General features: G+C 32.3%; 15 protein-coding genes, 1 CRISPR repeat array and 1 other annotated feature. Of the genes, 14 read left to right on the top strand and 1 reads right to left on the bottom strand.

Going from position 1 to position 16,904, the window contains the following annotated elements; genetic code table 11:
* Positions 1-83: 83 nt before the first annotated feature.
* The 6 genes from BVF91_RS13680 to BVF91_RS11460 all read left to right on the top strand — a co-directional run bounded on the left by BVF91_RS13680 (position 84) and on the right by BVF91_RS11460 (position 4,010).
* On the top strand, positions 84-440 hold the full coding sequence (locus BVF91_RS13680) for a M20/M25/M40 family metallo-hydrolase (protein WP_206199056.1): 357 nt from the start codon (positions 84-86) through the stop codon (positions 438-440).
* A 32-nt stretch (positions 441-472) separates the two neighbouring features.
* Positions 473-1,315 carry an amidohydrolase gene (locus tag BVF91_RS11475; RefSeq protein WP_240495883.1) on the top strand — a complete coding sequence of 281 codons (843 nt, stop codon included), beginning with the start codon at positions 473-475 and terminating at the stop codon, positions 1,313-1,315.
* A 62-nt stretch (positions 1,316-1,377) separates the two neighbouring features.
* Positions 1,378-1,536: a hypothetical protein gene (locus BVF91_RS13325; protein ID WP_168170209.1), complete on the top strand. Its 159-nt coding sequence runs from the start codon at positions 1,378-1,380 to the stop codon at positions 1,534-1,536.
* A gap of 419 nt (positions 1,537-1,955) precedes the next feature.
* Positions 1,956-2,576: a trimeric intracellular cation channel family protein gene (locus tag BVF91_RS11470; protein ID WP_085113534.1), complete on the top strand. Its 621-nt coding sequence runs from the start codon at positions 1,956-1,958 to the stop codon at positions 2,574-2,576.
* Between the two features lie 472 nt (positions 2,577-3,048).
* Positions 3,049-3,264, top strand: coding sequence for a YgaP family membrane protein (locus BVF91_RS11465; RefSeq protein ID WP_085113533.1), 216 nt, complete (start codon positions 3,049-3,051; stop codon positions 3,262-3,264).
* Positions 3,265-3,338: 74 nt separating this feature from the next.
* Complete coding sequence (locus BVF91_RS11460; RefSeq protein ID WP_085113532.1) at positions 3,339-4,010, top strand: hypothetical protein; 672 nt, start codon at positions 3,339-3,341, stop codon at positions 4,008-4,010.
* Between the two features lie 63 nt (positions 4,011-4,073).
* On the opposite strand, the gene BVF91_RS11455 is transcribed toward BVF91_RS11460, so the two are convergent.
* On the bottom strand, positions 4,074-5,126 hold the full coding sequence (locus BVF91_RS11455; protein WP_085113531.1) for a DUF1646 family protein: 1,053 nt from the start codon (positions 5,124-5,126) through the stop codon (positions 4,074-4,076).
* Between the two features lie 69 nt (positions 5,127-5,195).
* Positions 5,196-5,244: a sequence feature (sodium ion sensor (DUF1646 type); this cis-regulatory element may regulate processes involved in with the transportation of sodium ions), on the bottom strand.
* A 206-nt stretch (positions 5,245-5,450) separates the two neighbouring features.
* On the opposite strand from BVF91_RS11455, the gene cas8a1 reads away from it, so the two are divergent.
* The 8 genes from cas8a1 to cas6 are packed head-to-tail and all read left to right on the top strand — an operon-like array spanning position 5,451 to position 13,231.
* A complete protein-coding gene (gene cas8a1 / locus BVF91_RS11450) occupies positions 5,451-6,815 on the top strand; it encodes a type I-B CRISPR-associated protein Cas8b1/Cst1 (RefSeq protein ID WP_085113530.1) in 1,365 nt (454 codons plus the stop codon).
* Between the two features lie 18 nt (positions 6,816-6,833).
* On the top strand, positions 6,834-7,847 hold the full coding sequence (cas7i, locus tag BVF91_RS11445; RefSeq protein WP_085113529.1) for a type I-B CRISPR-associated protein Cas7/Cst2/DevR: 1,014 nt from the start codon (positions 6,834-6,836) through the stop codon (positions 7,845-7,847).
* A 6-nt stretch (positions 7,848-7,853) separates the two neighbouring features.
* Positions 7,854-8,504, top strand: coding sequence for a type I-B CRISPR-associated protein Cas5b (cas5b, locus tag BVF91_RS11440; RefSeq protein ID WP_085113528.1), 651 nt, complete (start codon positions 7,854-7,856; stop codon positions 8,502-8,504).
* The gene (locus BVF91_RS11435) at positions 8,473-10,689 is read left to right on the top strand and encodes a CRISPR-associated helicase/endonuclease Cas3 (protein ID WP_085113527.1); all 2,217 of its coding nucleotides are present in this window, start codon (positions 8,473-8,475) and stop codon (positions 10,687-10,689) included. Before cas5b ends, BVF91_RS11435 begins: the two co-directional genes overlap by 32 nt.
* 18 nt (positions 10,690-10,707) lie before the next feature.
* Complete coding sequence (gene cas4 / locus BVF91_RS11430; RefSeq protein WP_085113526.1) at positions 10,708-11,199, top strand: CRISPR-associated protein Cas4; 492 nt, start codon at positions 10,708-10,710, stop codon at positions 11,197-11,199.
* Between the two features lie 11 nt (positions 11,200-11,210).
* Positions 11,211-12,203: a type I-B CRISPR-associated endonuclease Cas1b gene (cas1b, locus tag BVF91_RS11425; protein ID WP_085113525.1), complete on the top strand. Its 993-nt coding sequence runs from the start codon at positions 11,211-11,213 to the stop codon at positions 12,201-12,203.
* Position 12,204: 1 nt separating this feature from the next.
* The gene (cas2, locus tag BVF91_RS11420; RefSeq protein ID WP_085113524.1) at positions 12,205-12,468 is read left to right on the top strand and encodes a CRISPR-associated endonuclease Cas2; all 264 of its coding nucleotides are present in this window, start codon (positions 12,205-12,207) and stop codon (positions 12,466-12,468) included.
* 10 nt (positions 12,469-12,478) lie between these two features.
* A complete protein-coding gene (gene cas6 / locus BVF91_RS11415; protein ID WP_085113523.1) occupies positions 12,479-13,231 on the top strand; it encodes a CRISPR-associated endoribonuclease Cas6 in 753 nt (250 codons plus the stop codon).
* A gap of 238 nt (positions 13,232-13,469) precedes the next feature.
* A CRISPR array of direct repeats spans positions 13,470-16,886; the repeat unit is 30 nt; unit sequence GATTTAATCTAACCATAGTGGAATTGAAAC.
* Positions 16,887-16,904: the final 18 nt, after the last annotated feature.

Genomic DNA, 16,904 nt, shown 5'->3' with positions numbered 1-16,904 from the left:
TAGCGCTGGTACCAAAGGAAACTGAAGATATTTACAGCTACAAGTAAATGAGAATATTTAAAATATAGAAAGGGGTGTTTTTTATGTCAAATATATTAGATAAGGCTAAATCAATTGAAGATTATATTATAAGTTTCAGAAGAAGTTTACATGAGGAACCTGAACTTAGTGGACAGGAATTTAAAACTCAAGAAAAGATTATGAAAGAATTAGATAAGTTAGGAATACCATATAAGAAAGCGGGAAATACCTCTTTAATAGCTACATTAAAAGGTGGAAAAAGTGGAAAAACCGTAGCTTTAAGAGCAGACATAGATGCTCTTCCGATAAACGAGGAAACAAATGTTGAATTTAAATCTAAAACTCCTGGAGTGATGCATGCTTGTGGTCATGACGCTAATATAATAAAAAGACATATTCCTATGCCTCAGCCGGAGTGATGCATGCTTGTGGTCATGACGCCCATGCTTCTATGCTTCTTGGGGCTGCAAAAATTTTATCAGAAATGAAGGATGAAATACCAGGTGAGATAAGATTCTTCTTTCAGGAAGCTGAGGAAACATTCTCTGGCGCGAAAAAAATAATAGAAGCAGGCGAAATGGACGGGGTAGATGCATGTTTGGGCATGCATGGAATGCCAGAATTAGAAACAGGATATGTAAATATTGAACCAGGATATAGAATGGCAGGTTGTGATACTATTTATGTTAAGTTTGAAGGAGTATCAGGCCATGGCTCAGCACCGCATCTTGCAAAGGATACTATTCATCCTGCATGTATTTTTGTTACAGATCTCCAAGGAATAGTTGCTAAAAATGTTAATCCTCAGGAGCCAATAGTACTTTCTGTAGGAAAGTTCATTGGGGGTACAAAGGCCAATGTTATTAGTAAATATACAGATATTGAAATTTCAATGAGGTACTTTGACCCAAAAGTTAGGGAAACAGTTCATGAAGCAATAAAAAGACATGCAAAGGCCATTGCGGATGCCTATGAGCTTAAAGTTGACGTAAGAATAGAGGAAAGTGCTCTCAGCCTTTATAATGATCCAGAATTAGCAAAACTAGCTGACAAGTCTGCAACAAAAGTCTTTGGAAAAGGGAAAAATAAAACCTTACCTAGATATATGGGTTCAGAGGATATGCCATACTATTTCCAGCATGCTAAAGGAGTTTATGCATTCATTGGATATAGAAATGAGGAAAAAGAAGCTATATACTTCCCGCATCATGAGAAGTTCAAGATTGATGAAGACTACTTAAAGTATGGTACAGCATTATATGTACAATTTGCTTTGGACTTTTTAAATGAATAGTATAGTATCAACTATTATGCTACTTTCAATCGTGCAATTCAGCATTCATGAGGCATAATTGTTTGAGTGATTATAGCTACTGTAATCTGAAAATTTCTGCCTCATGGTTTTACGATAATTATAGTGAATATTATTTTAACTGCTACGACAGAAATTTTATTGTAAAAAACTATGCTGCAGCAAGCAATGTTTTTAATACCAGATGCGTTGTTACTAGCTGAAACTACTTCTAAGATAATTGGTATTACTTATTTTGCAACGGTACGTATTATAGATATTTTAGGTGGATCATTGATTTGACTAATTGGAAACACATATTTGAATTTTAAGATGGCTTATAATACAGCTTTAGGGGAAGTTCCCAATATTGAAGTACTGCTTGAATTGTTTTGGAAGGCAGTTTTTTTTCTTTGAGCATCTTAGCTATTTGCTTGATCAAATGTGTATGCAAGGTGAATATTTAAACACTCTGATAAAGAATTTAGTACAATTATTACTTGCGTTTGAAACAAATAGAAGTAGCCGGTGAAAAAATAATTGCTGCAGCCTAAAAAATTTCTTATGTAGATGAAATACCACAAATCTACAAAGAAATAAATAATCTTTAAGGAAGCGCTAAGCGTATAAAAGAGGTGAAAAAATGTTTTTAATAAATTCTTTTGAAATAATAGGAACCATTGCTTTTGCTATTTCAGGTGCTTTAGTTGGAATTGAAAAGAAGCTTGATTTGTTCGGGGTTACTTTTTTAGCTGTTACAACAGCTGTAGGTGGTGGGATATTTAGAGATATAATAATAGGAAATATTCCCCCAACAGCTTATGTTAATCCCACATCTTGTATAATAAGTATTATAACTGCAATTGTAGTATTTTTCTTTTATGAAAAAATAAATAAGTTTGAAACAATGATAATGATATCAGATGCATTAGGACTTGGGGTTTTCACGGCAATTGGTTGTAGAACTGCAATTACACACAGCTACAGTAACGCCTTTATAGTAATTACTATGGGGCTAAGTACAGGAATTGGTGGAGGCATAGTAAGAGATGTTCTTGCCAAAAATGTTCCGCTAGTTTTAAAAAAAGAAATCTATGCTGTGGCATCAATTGTAGGTGCCTTATGCTTCTATTATATTCATGGATACTTGCCAGATATAATATCATTATACATTTGTTGTGCAATTGTATTTATCATAAGAATTTTGTCAATAATTTATAATTTAAACCTACCTGTGCGTAACGTGGAAGATAAAAAAAATTAAATATATAATCTTAAAGGCTGATGACCATATGTAGGACAAACGCGAAAAAAACATTCCTACGTTTCAAATAAATAGCGCAGTTATTGCGTAAAAGTATATTTCATGCCCCACTTTATTCAAGGGGTTATTTTAATGCGTAAAAATGTCTTTATTCTACAACTTCATTAAGGCAGTGTTATACACAGCTGAAGGCTTAGTCTTAATCTCATTTGCAAATTGTCATGCCTATATATTGACTTCGTACTTGGGTACGTAGGTATTTTGCTATATACGAAAAGAAATCGAAAATGGCAAATAGTTTAGGCTACTTATTCGGAGAACAAAATACGTTAGACTGGAAATACGGAATAATAAATTTATATACTGATGCTGTAGGAAATAAAATTAATTATAAAAGTGCAAGCAATTTATTTGTTTTTTCTAATATTTGGATTATAATTATAATTAGATAAGGGAAAAAGGAGGTGTTAGCATGAAATCCAATGTAGGCAGTGTTGACAAAATAGTCAGATATGTAATCGGAATAATTCTTTTACTCTTGTTATTTATCTTAAAAGGCAATGCCAGATATTGGGGACTCCTTGGACTAATACCTATACTTACGGCTGCGTTTGGCTTTTGCCCTCTCTATAAAATTTTTGGCATAAGCACAGCAAAGAAAGAAAACGAGTCAGAGAAGAAAAACTAATATGCTGTATAGAATTGAGAGTGAGCGCAATACTCACCCTCAATTTTTTATAAATTTACCAAAAAGGTGATACAATGGATAAAATCTGTTTAGAACGATTTGATTCTTATGGATATGCTCGCTATATATGTACATCATGTTATCACTGTGAAAGCAAAATGGGTATAAGTTATTGCAGCATTAAGATGAGAGGATGTTGTTCGTATTTTCCGAAATTTGAGCTTATTGATATTCATAGGATGGTTAAATCAGCCGAAGGCCTTAATGTGCTAAACAGGATAATTGATAATCCAGGAACAGTAGTGTATAGTTATTACATTCACGCAAAGGGGTATTTTGACAAGGAAGGATATGAAAAGTATATAAAGACAAACGATGATGACAGTGGAATAAAAGACAAGACGATATTTTTTAGAGCTTGTCCCTTTGTGAAAAGTGGTTTTGGGTGCACACTACCTCCTGTTTATCGCAACTATGTCTGCAATTTTTTCATCTGCGACGAGGTCATGAGCAAGGTGACTGATGATGAAATTAAAGAGCGATATGTAAGGGAGAGAGAAAGATTTGTAAAATGGGCCGAATGGGAGAATAGATCGCTGGAGGCAATTTTGTCTGAGCGCCATATAAATTTGAGAAACAACTTGGAGGAATGTATAAAAGTTTTACAAGATGTGCCTCTCACAATTTTCGAATTTGCACAATTAAAAGAGCTTAGTGTATTTGACACAGACGAAAAAGAAGCGTGATAAACGATAAGAAAAAGGTATGCTTGACTTTAGCATACCTTTTTTGGTCAATATTAGAACCAGCTAAATGAAAACAAATATATAACAGACAACTAAAACAGCCATAGATATGGGAATCCCTATTTTGGCCCATTCTTTGCTTTTTATTTCCAGCTTTCCTGCTGATATGATATTCGGTATATTTCCGGGTATCAACATACCGCCGCTTATTAAAAGTCCCATCAGAATAGCGCGGATGTGCTCAGGATCCATAGCAGGGCTTATTTCTGCTGCTGCTAATGTGGCATTGTCTAATACTGCTGAAATCATGTTTACCCAGTATAAAAGCCGAACGTTCATGTGCATTACATAATTGTCAACCAACGGCTTAAATCCTGCACTTAAAAGCTCTAAAGCCAGCAAAAATATGAAGATTTTTATTGAACGGATGACGATAAACTTAATATTTTCTATTTGCCTAATTTCCATTTCTTCTTCTTTAAAATATTCTTCCTCTTTTTTTGGTTTCGCATTATCTGTAAATCTATTTACATAAAAAGCACCTAAAATACCCATTACAAAAATTGTAGGTACAATGTAAATGCCGACCGTTCTTAGAAGATAGAAGAAGTCTTTTTTTAAAGCAGATATTACCAATGTTGATAAAGGTTCTCCTACAGGTGTCAATGCTGCTCCTAAGCCAATCGAAAGGCATGCGATTACAGTGATGACCACTTTGTCTTTGTGATATATTGGCAAGATGTGGACTATTTCAACTAAGACTAACGAGGCAACAATCGCAGTTATAATACTTGACGTAAGCCCTAATACGACTATTAACATAAAGACAAAAATTTTAAGCGACATGTGTTTTAAAATTGACTTTACAAATTCTTTGATTTTATTTTTAAAAGTTTCAAATAGAAAACCACTTATAAAGACGGCAGCCGTTATAATGTACAAAAGATGGTTTTTTAATATATGTGATAAAAGATCAAGTGACATTGCACCTGATACGGTAACTGCGATGATGCCCATGACAAATAGAAAATATTCAATATTATCTTCTATTGCTTTTACAAAAAAAGGCACTGTTAGTATTATTAATAGTATTGCAAACAAAATAGCGTTAATCATGTAAATCACCTTTCTTTATTTTGTCCATGTAATAAAAAATAAAAAGGCAGAAAACTCATCGTGACGATGAGCTTCCCACCCTGGAAGCCAAAAATCTTGAAGCAAAAATTGCTCAACCGAAAAAAACAATTATTAAACTAAATTGAATTGTATCACAAAAATTGTTTTAAATCAATACAGAGTGATGGTTTTCTTTTAGCCTTATACTTTCGACTTTTTATATCAAAATTATAAATTTACTTGGAAATTTTGGAGGATTTTTGATGGTTTTGTAGAATATATAAGGTAAAAGTGTAAAAGTATGTATTAGAAGGGGGTGGATTAATGAACAATATATTTACATATACGGGGAATCCTTTTGTAGATGCCGGTATAACTGCCATGTTGGTATGGCTTGACAAGGAAAATCCGGAAGAAATAGAGGATTATGAAGTAAAGAATTTATTTAATGAGTTAACAGATTTATATGTTCAAAAAAGTTGGAATATGATGATGTATTCTGTTTTTCCAAATAGCAAATTGACAAATCCAAGTGTAAAAGACAAGAAAGGTGAGTATGACAAACTTCTCAATGAATTATTATCTGAGGTTGTTGCTTTAGATAGTCATGGTAACTGTATTGCTTGCGGAAAGAGAGATTCAAAGAGGTATTTTACAAAAACTCAAGTGCCTTTAACGGGAACCAGTGATTTTATAAATTTTTTTTCTTATGGTAATGGAGGCGCTGATTATTGTTCTGCTTGTGCTTTAGCCATTCAATTTTCTCCGCTTGTCTTTTACAAATGTGGCAATTTAGTGTGTCTTCAATCAAATAATAAAGAAGTTGAAAAAATTTATGCTAAAAAATGCAAATCATTTATAGATGTTCAGAAAGCTACTAAAGAATATACAGGCTGTAATGATGAAGGATACACAAATCCTGTGAATGCTTTATTTCATCTGGTTACAGACATCATATTAACCTATGACAGAAGAGAGTGGCACAGAGAAAATACAGGCGTAAGATTATATCATTTTACTAATTTTAATCAACCTCCACTTGACAATTTATCAATATATGATATGCCGGATGAGATATTTAAGTTTTTGGCTTATGCCCTTCAGCATGAAGAAAGAGACAATTGGAAAAAGGTCATAAAGAGAGGATATTTTACAACAAAAAAGGCTAATTTGGACGATGAAGAGGAATATAAAAATTTACGCAATGATGTTTATGAAAGGCTTTTAAGAGGACAGTCAATTTTAAAGTATTTTGTGGATACTAATCAGCGTAGAACATTAGTAAAGTGGAGCTTTCTTGAATATTACATGAAGGAAGTGAGAAAAATGGAAGCTAAAAGATTAGACACAATAAAAAAAGTCGCTGACGATATTGCTCAAGTTATAAAAACTAAAGGGAATATTAAAAGACTTGCGCAACTTGAGACCGCAAAGAATTATGGTGAATTCAGAAATGTTTTGAGGTTAATAATCAAAGATCGCATAAATGCTGGATTTGAAAAACCTTTGTTTTCCATCGATGAATACGAAAAATATCTTTTTCCTGAGGGAAATTTATCTTGGAAGGAAACACAAGATCTCATAGTTTTTAGACTTTATGAACAATTGCATGATTGGTTAGTTAATAACGATAAAGAAATAAAAGAAGATTTGGTCGAAGACGAAGAGGAAGATATTGAATTGATTTAAATGAGGAGGAATTAGTGTATGAATAATGTAAATGGCTTTATGTTAATAGATGCTCCGGCTTCAGCATTGAATAATGCGGGACCAGATATTGGAGCTAAGACAGAAAATACGATAGCTGTAAAGAAAATAAGAAGAGGTAGAGGTGAATATGTCTACGTTTCAGGACAAGCTTTTAGATTTTGGATGAGAAGCTCATTAGAAAATGTCTTTGGTTGGGAGTTATCACCTATTGAAAGGGAAGCAAAGATAGCATTTACAGCAGCAGATCCTTTTAAATATCCAGATGATGATGTATTTGGATATATGCGAGCAATAGGTAAAAAATCAGGTATAACTTTAACAAGAGTATCACCTTTTAAGTGTTCGCCATTGATTTCTGTTACTCCTGTTAATATTGTGAATGATTTTGGTGTAATGGCCAGACATGAAGGCGATCCTGTTCCATATGAACATGAGTTTTATTCAACTGTATTAAAAGGAATTTTTTCTCTTGATTTAGACTCTGTGGGTAGATTTAGCAGTGAAAATAAAACTGGTTATATGAATATAACAGAGGCTTATAAAAAAGAGTGGGAAGAGCATAATTGCTTTATTGAAGATGATGGAAGGACTGTTGTGTTACCGTTGGAAATAAGAGCTAAAAGAGCAAGTGATTTAATAGGGGTGCTGCCTTATATATTTGGTGGAGCTAAACAAACTTCACATTTGACAGATGTTTCTCCTAAATTTTTAGTTTTGACTATTTTAAATTGTGGCAATAACATATTTATGAATATTGCCGTTGATGATAAAGGAGAAGCTTCTATAAATGTAAAAGCTTTAAAAGAGGTTATTTTGGATTATAGAGAAAATATTGTTTCTGATGTCTATATTGGAAAGAGAGAAGGATTTATAGATGAGTATAATGAGGATTTGAAACAAATGGTTGATGAAATTAATAACACTTTAGAAAATGTAAAGGTGCATTTTTTAACGGTAAATGAGGCAGTTTCAAAATTTCAACAAGTGGTTAGTGACTTTTATAAGAGGTGATGCAGCTTGAAAGTTTTGAGAGTGCATCTTGTTGGGTGGACTGCATCATTTAGATATCCTATTTTTATAACAGGATATCAACCTACTTTGCCAGTACCGCCTGTATCTACCATATATGGACTTATTTCTGCAGCAAAAGGAGATTATGTAACACCGTTGAATACAAAAGTAGGTTATGTGATGAGAAGTGAAGCTAAAGGAGTTGATTTGGAAACCATATACATGCTTTCAACCGACAATAGTGCAAAATCTAATGTATATAAAAGAGAATTTTTGTTGAATCCAGATTTATATTTGTATCTTACAGACTTAAGTTTTAAGGAGATTTTTAAAAAACCTGAGTATCCACTTCTTTTAGGAAGAAGTTCTGATTTGATGATGGTGGAAGAAGTTAAAGAAGTAGATTTAATGCAAAAACATGGTAATAAAAGGGTTGGCGGTACAGTGGTACCTTTTGAAGAGGAAGGCATCTGGGGCCCTCTCCAAGCATTGCCTATGTATTTTTCAAATACCATTCCAAGAGAAGCAATTGGCATTAAATCGTATTATGTTTTAGAGAATTTCATCGAATATGATGGAGATAGTTTTTGGTACGATGATGAGTTAGATTGGGGAGTATATTTACATGGGCAAGAAAATATTAGCCAAAAGCAGTAAATATGGAGAAGAAACACTTATTCAACATACACAGAATGCGCTTCAGGTTTTCAAAAGTTTAAAAAATGCTTATCCAGAAGTTATTGAGATATGCGATGAAGAAAAGTTTTACGACTACTTATTTGCGGCAATATTTTTGCACGATTTTGGAAAGGCAGCAGAAGGATTTCAAAGGATGCTAAAAGAAGGAAAGCCATGGGGTTACAGGCATGAGATAATATCAGCAGGCTTTATCTCATGCCTTCCTTTTTCTAATGATGTGCGGAAAGATATATCTCTTGCGATTATTACACATCATAAAGATTTGTATGAATTGCAGGAGAATTATTCTACTTTGACGGCACCAGGAAAAGATAATTATATTAGAAGGTTGAAAGAATTAAATGACAACATAAAGTATTTGCAGTATATGATAGGTGAGGTACCAAGGTGGAGCAAAGAATATTTAGGATATGAAATTAGTTTAAAACAGATACAGTCTATTGAAGAGATACAGGATGCTTTTTGTTTCGCTGCTAAAGAGTATTTAAATGATTATGAAGATAAAAAAGTTGAAAAACATAAAAGAAAGTTATTTTTAAGAGGATTTTTGACTGCTTGTGACCATTTATCATCAGCTTCTCAAGATGAAATAATAAAAGCGATTTCTGATATGGAAGTATTGTTTAAATTTGACAAATATAAAGACACTCAATTAAAAGCTATGAATACAAAAGGATCTGCTGTTTTAATTGCACCAACTGGATATGGGAAGACCGAAGCTTCTTTATTGTGGAGCAATTACAATCAAAATGAATCAAAAGGAAAAAGGGTATTTTACATATTGCCATATACTGCAAGTATTAATGCAATGTACAATCGGTTAAAAAATTCTTTTGGAGATGAAAGCGTGGCTTTGCTTCATGGGAAGGCTTTTTATTTTCTATATAAAGAGTTTACAAAATCAGGAGAAGATTATTTTGGCGCTGTAAGTAAGGCAAAAACAAAGTACGATTTATCTAAAAAAATTTTTAAACCTTATAAAATATTGACGCCATTTCAAATATTAAAATACTTTTTTAGTGTTACCGGATTTGAACAGCATATAGGAGAAATGGCTGGTGGACTTTTTATTGTGGATGAAGTACATAGTTACGATCCACATACGACTGCATTAATATTGGAAAGCTTAAAATACTTGAAGGAAGAATATAATGCAGAAATTTTTATCATGTCAGCTACTTTGCCAGAATTTTTGAAGAAGCTTTTTATGGAAGAATTGAACATAGGGAACCTTATTGAGCCGAATAAAGAAGAAATTAAGGCAATTGCGAGACATAGGGTTTCTATTATTGAAGGAGATGCTTTTTCCAATATAAGCAGAATAATTAAGGACATAAAAGAAGATAAAAAAGTTCTCGTTGCTTGCAATACGGTTGAGCGTGCACAAAATATTTATTGTGAATTAAAAAAATACGCTAAAAAAAGTGCTCTTTTGCATTCGCGATTTGTTTTAAAAGATAGAGAAAGAATAGAAAAGAATTTAAACAGTGTTCAATTGCTAGTGGGTACTCAGGCAATTGAAGTTTCCCTCGATATAGATTTTGACATTTTATATACTGATCCTGCTCCTATTGATGCATTGATTCAGAGATTCGGCAGAGTAAACAGAAAAGGCCTAAAAAATGTATCGCCAGTTTATATTTTTTCAAAAGGATCTGAAGAAGATAGGTTTGTCTACAAAAATCAAAGCATTGTAAACAAAACATTAGAGCTTTTGAGTAAATGTGATGTCTTAAGTGAAGATTTAATACAAAATTTGGTTAACGAGACTTATAAAAATGGTTATGATGATAAAGATTATGAAGAATTTTTAAAAGCAAGGGAGAGTTTTAAAAGCGTTATAGGTCAACTATATCCTTTCATTGAAAATAAACAAGTAAAAGAAGAGTTTTATGAAATGTTTGACAATAGAGAGGTTGTACCATATACATTTAAAGAAGAATACATGGATAAAATCAAAAATAAAGAATATTTTGAGGCTGTTGGATATATGGTGGGAATTTCCCAACGCAGATATATATCTTTAAAAAAACAGGGGCTTATCGAAGATGATGGTTATGATGTCGATTTTGTATATTGTGAATATGATAAAGATTTAGGACTCCTCATTGGCAATGCTTATGACAATATATTTACACCATGAATTTAATAAGGTGATATCATGGATTTAGTTATAGGTACAGAGGTAAATTATTATTTCGTCTGTAAGCACAAATTATGGCTTTTCGCACATGGCATAAGTATGGAACATAATTCAGACTATGTTGATATAGGAAATGCAATTCACGAGAAAAGTTTTCAAAGGGAAAATAAAGAAATTTTGCTGGATGAACGTATAAAAATCGATTTTATTAAAAATCAAATGGAAATACATGAAACCAAAAAAAGTAAGGCTATGGAAAAGGCTACAAAATACCAAGTTTTATACTATATTTATTATTTAAAGACAAAAGGAATGGAGAATGTTAAGGGTGTCATACATTATATGGACAACCATTCCAAAGAAGAAATTAATCTTACTGAGGAAAGTGAAAATGAAATAAAAGTGATAATTGAAGAAATCAATAAAATAAAATCAGCGGAAAAGCCACCGGCGAAAGCAAAAAGTAAAGTTTGCACAAAATGCAGTTATTATGAATTGTGCTTTAGTTAGAAGGTGATTTTATGAAAAAAAGCATATATATAAATGCAAGTGGACGACTTAGCAGAAAAGACAACACCATTTTCTTTGAAAGTGAAACATTCGGAAAAAAGTTTATACCTGTTAATAATGTGGAAGAAATATTTTTGTTTGGAGAAATAGATTTTAATACAAAGGCAATCAATTTTTTGGCACAAAACAACATAACGGTACACGTATTTAATTATTATGGCTATTATTCAGGAAGCTTTTACCCAAGAGAACATTTGCCATCAGGCTTTTTATTGGTTAAACAAGTTGAAAAATACAAAGATGATGGTGAGAGACTTAAGATCGCAAAAGAGATTATTAATGGTGCCAGCCATAATATATTAAAAAACATTAAGTATTACGCCAACAGAAAAGAAGGATTAGACGAATTTGTAGAAAGAATTGAGAATGAGAGAAAAAATCTAAAGGGTATAAAGACGATAAATGAGCTAATGGGGGTGGAAGGCAGGATTAGAAATATATATTATTCTGCTTTTGAGACAATAATTGATGGAAAATTTGTATTTAAGAATAGAACGATGAATCCACCGGACAATCCAATAAATGCATTGATCTCCTTTGGAAATTCCATGATGTATTCTATTGTTCTCACAGAGATTTACAATACACAGTTAAATCCTACTGTAAGCTATTTACATGAACCTGGCGAAAGGAGATTTTCTCTAAGCCTTGATATAAGCGAAATATTTAAGCCCATCATCATAGATAGGATTATTTTTAGCTTGATAAATCAAAAAATGATAAGAGAAGAACATTTTGATCAGGATTTAGAGCTGTGTTATTTGAATGAGAAAGGTAGAATCATATTTCAAAGAGAATTTGAGGAAAAATTGGGAACGGTTATTAAACATCCAAGATTGAATAGAAGCGTAAGCTATAGAAGACTTATAAGACTTGAATGTTATAAAATTATTAAGCATTTATTAGACGAAGAAGAATATGAATCATTAAAAATGTGGTGGTAAAGTGTATGCACTTATAGTTTATGATGTTGAAGAAAAAAAGGTTGCAAAAGTAAATAAATATTTGAAGACTTATCTAAATTGGGTGCAAAATTCAGTGTTTGAAGGTGAACTAACAGAGGCCCAATTAAATAGAATTATTTTATGGTTTAAAGGACATTTGGATTTAGAAAGCGACTCGGTTTTGATATATACGGCCGCTTCTCAAAAGTGGCTATCAAAAAGAATCATAGGAATAGAAAAAAATTCTACTGATAATATTTTGTGAGGTGGTACGATTGAGGATAAAAATAACACTATTACCAGAGAAAGATAAAAGCTTAAATATAAATTATAATTACTTTTTGTCAGGATGGGTATATAACACTTTAAAAAAAGCTAACAGGGAATTTGCAGAACATCTTCACGAAAAAGGATATAGTTATGGAAAAAAGGTTTTTAAGTTATTTACTTTTTCTCAATTGCGCAGTAAAGAGCTCAAGATAATCGATGATGAGATAATGTTTTTGGATGAAACATACCTATACATAACATCACCTAAAAAAGAATTTATGTTAAACTTTGTAAGCGAAGTTTTAAACAATGAATTTTTAAGATTACAAGAATATCAGTTTAGAATTAAAAGTGTGGAGATGTTAAAAGAACCGGAATTCAGCAATGAAGATAAATTTATATGCTTATCTCCAATAGTTGCGTCTACTGCCATCGAAATTAATGGAAAAAGAAAAAGCGTAAATTTACCTTTACACGATTCACGATTTGCTGAAAATATAAAAAATAATTTAATTGAGAAATACTATGTTTTATATAATACGCTACCAGACAATTTAAATGTAAACATAGATTTTGATATGGATTATTATATGAAAAATCCTGACGGCAAAAGAATAAAATTTAAAAATGTTTATGTTAAAGGATATATGGTGCCTTTTAAGATGTCAGGTAATCCTGATTTGATAAAAATAGCATACGAATGTGGATTGGGAGAAAAGAACAGTGCCGGATTTGGAATGATACAGAAAATAAAATGAATAATTATAAAAATTAGATCTTTGTCGACCTTTCTCGATGTAAAAAACGTAGAAGGTCGACAAAGAAATTGGTAATGTAAAAGATTATTGCTTTTTAGTATTAAGAGGATAAGCGATGAAAATTAAATTTTTATACAACGTTAATAAATAAACTGAATTTCTCAAAAGTATTGAAAAATAACTTATGTTGTGTTAAATTAAATTTAAACAGAAAAGTATTTTCATGCAATTTTCCTGGGATTTAATCTAACCATAGTGGAATTGAAACTTGGAAGTACAGGCGGCATTGTTAGGACACACATTAGATTTAATCTAACCATAGTGGAATTGAAACTTGCTTAAGAAGAAAGGCATAGACATAGAAAAGTATGATTTAATCTAACCATAGTGGAATTGAAACCCACTCGCAACAGTTTAGCAGGGGGACTTCTCGACGGATTTAATCTAACCATAGTGGAATTGAAACGAAATAAAATCCTTTTTGTAGTCTGCTATAAAAAATGATTTAATCTAACCATAGTGGAATTGAAACTTTTTTCTCTTTTAGAAAAATGAATAGGAAAATTAGGATTTAATCTAACCATAGTGGAATTGAAACAGCGACAACAGCAGATGCAGCATACAAAAGATATCAGGATTTAATCTAACCATAGTGGAATTGAAACTGTATTATTAATGCATTTTCAAATTTAGCGCCTGTTAGATTTAATCTAACCATAGTGGAATTGAAACGCAAAGCAGAAGCATATTGGGGCGATAAAAGATTTTTGATTTAATCTAACCATAGTGGAATTGAAACTGGTCCATCGCCAACTACCGTTACCGTTGCAGTGGAGATTTAATCTAACCATAGTGGAATTGAAACGAATTTTTCAACGCATTTTGAACAGGTATCGTATCGATTTAATCTAACCATAGTGGAATTGAAACTCAATTGTCACAGTCATTTTTTCTCCGTCTATCACCGATTTAATCTAACCATAGTGGAATTGAAACGGGGTAATGAATTTAATCTCGTTAATGCAGAAACAAGATTTAATCTAACCATAGTGGAATTGAAACTCAATAACCTTGTCCAATTCTGGCGTAACGTCTATTGATTTAATCTAACCATAGTGGAATTGAAACATAAGAGCACATTTCAGCTCGAATTTGCGAGGTTCTAGATTTAATCTAACCATAGTGGAATTGAAACTAAATGGCGGTTAGATACTTATGCTGGAATGGTAGCAGATTTAATCTAACCATAGTGGAATTGAAACATAGACACAGGCGATTTGAGAGCAAATTGTAGTGTCAGGATTTAATCTAACCATAGTGGAATTGAAACTAAGTTTTCTAATCGCTTCAATTTCTGCTACAAATCTGATTTAATCTAACCATAGTGGAATTGAAACGTTGGATAAATACAGAGATACAATTTCTAAAGCTGGATTTAATCTAACCATAGTGGAATTGAAACATGCAGTTCTGCTTGACTTTGTTAAATCTGACCTGCTGATTTAATCTAACCATAGTGGAATTGAAACAATTGTGACAGCTACGTCTACTGTTGAATTATTCTTCGATTTAATCTAACCATACTGGAATTGAAACACGATCTCTGTGACTAATTTCATTTGTTGCAAAGAGGATTTAATCTAACCATAGTGGAATTGAAACAAGGCAAGACGTATATATGAAGAAATTAAGGAAGACAGATTTAATCTAACCATAGTGGAATTGAAACTGATTCGTAGTCGGCAAGCGGTCCTTCGTCTGGTGCGATTTAATCTAACCATAGTGGAATTGAAACGAGGCAGACCCAAAAAACGCATAGATCCAGGGGACGGATTTAATCTAACCATAGTGGAATTGAAACCTGAAATAATTGTGCAGAAATTAAGAAACCCGGAAGATTTAATCTAACCATAGTGGAATTGAAACTTGAACAAGCTTACCAAGTCAGAGCCGTTGCACAAGATTTAATCTAACCATAGTGGAATTGAAACGGTGTTAATTTTTTAGAGGTAATTTATCGGTTAACGATTTAATCTAACCATAGTGGAATTGAAACGAGGAAGATGCCTTTATTAGTTTTTATGTAAATACCTGATTTAATCTAACCATAGTGGAATTGAAACTCTGCATAACCTTCTTCCAAATACATAGTTGCAAAGATTTAATCTAACCATAGTGGAATTGAAACGTATACTTGCAAATGTGCCTGTTGCCTTCCAATTTACGATTTAATCTAACCATAGTGGAATTGAAACGAGTACAGCACACAGCTCATTCAAATGGTATATGCAGATTTAATCTAACCATAGTGGAATTGAAACAAGGTGATATAAATGGATCTCGAGGTTATTGTAGAAGATTTAATCTAACCATAGTGGAATTGAAACTGGTGTAGATAGAAGCACAATAACAAAAATTGAAAAGATTTAATCTAACCATAGTGGAATTGAAACGGCGTTCCTGCGGATGGCGGATTGCTTGTACCACAAGGATTTAATCTAACCATAGTGGAATTGAAACAAATTCTTAGATTGTTGAGACGCAATTGCAGAAACATAAGATTTAATCTAACCATAGTGGAATTGAAACGCTTAAAGCTGTTCTACCTATATCAGCGAATATCGGATTTAATCTAACCATAGTGGAATTGAAACGAGGCAGACCCAAAAAACGCATAGATCCAGGGGACGGATTTAATCTAACCATAGTGGAATTGAAACGAGGCAGACCCAAAAAACGCATAGATCCAGGGGACGGATTTAATCTAACCATAGTGGAATTGAAACGTGTGAATGTGGAGCAAACACTTTCGGGATTGACTAAGATTTAATCTAACCATAGTGGAATTGAAACTTGAAAGTTTCTGTTTGCGGATCTGTTGTACCTTTGCGATTTAATCTAACCATAGTGGAATTGAAACTGACGCAAATTACGCAAGACGAGCAAGATTGATAGCAAGATTTAATCTAACCATAGTGGAATTGAAACCGTTGTCTGCGAATAAGTCGCCCATCTCATTGAAAATGATTTAATCTAACCATAGTGGAATTGAAACATTGGAATTATGTACGCATATTCTATGTCGCCTAAAGATTTAATCTAACCATAGTGGAATTGAAACAGCAATGATGAGATTTTATCTCAAACAATTGCTCAAGATTTAATCTAACCATAGTGGAATTGAAACTGAAGAAATATCATCCAATATTTCATCAAAACTTTTGATTTAATCTAACCATAGTGGAATTGAAATGATAACAAGCTTGTAGTAGATAAAACTTATTTGTTTGATTTAATCTAACCATAGTGGAATTGAAATGATATTGTTTTTGTACAATTTTTGTCTTCTGCCACTCAGATTTAATCTAACCATAGTGGAATTGAAATATAGACGTTTTTAAGGATTACAAAGATAAAGTTGACAGATTTAATCTAACCATAGTGGAATTGAAATTAAGATCTCCCTTTACTCTACCTTCAAAAATTTCTTTTGATTTAATCTAACCATAGTGGAATTGAAATTCTGTTATCAAAATTCTATCTATGTTTGCCATAAAAGATTTAATCTAACCATAGTGGAATTGAAATAATACATCGTTATCGCTATATAAATTAAATCTATATAGATTTAATCTAACCATAGTGGAATTGAAATTTAAAAATACTAACTAAC

This window comes from Thermoanaerobacterium sp. PSU-2 (assembly GCF_002102475.1).
In the GTDB taxonomy this organism is placed as follows: domain Bacteria; phylum Bacillota; class Thermoanaerobacteria; order Thermoanaerobacterales; family Thermoanaerobacteraceae; genus Thermoanaerobacterium.
This window is presented reverse-complemented; position numbering and strand designations above follow the sequence as displayed.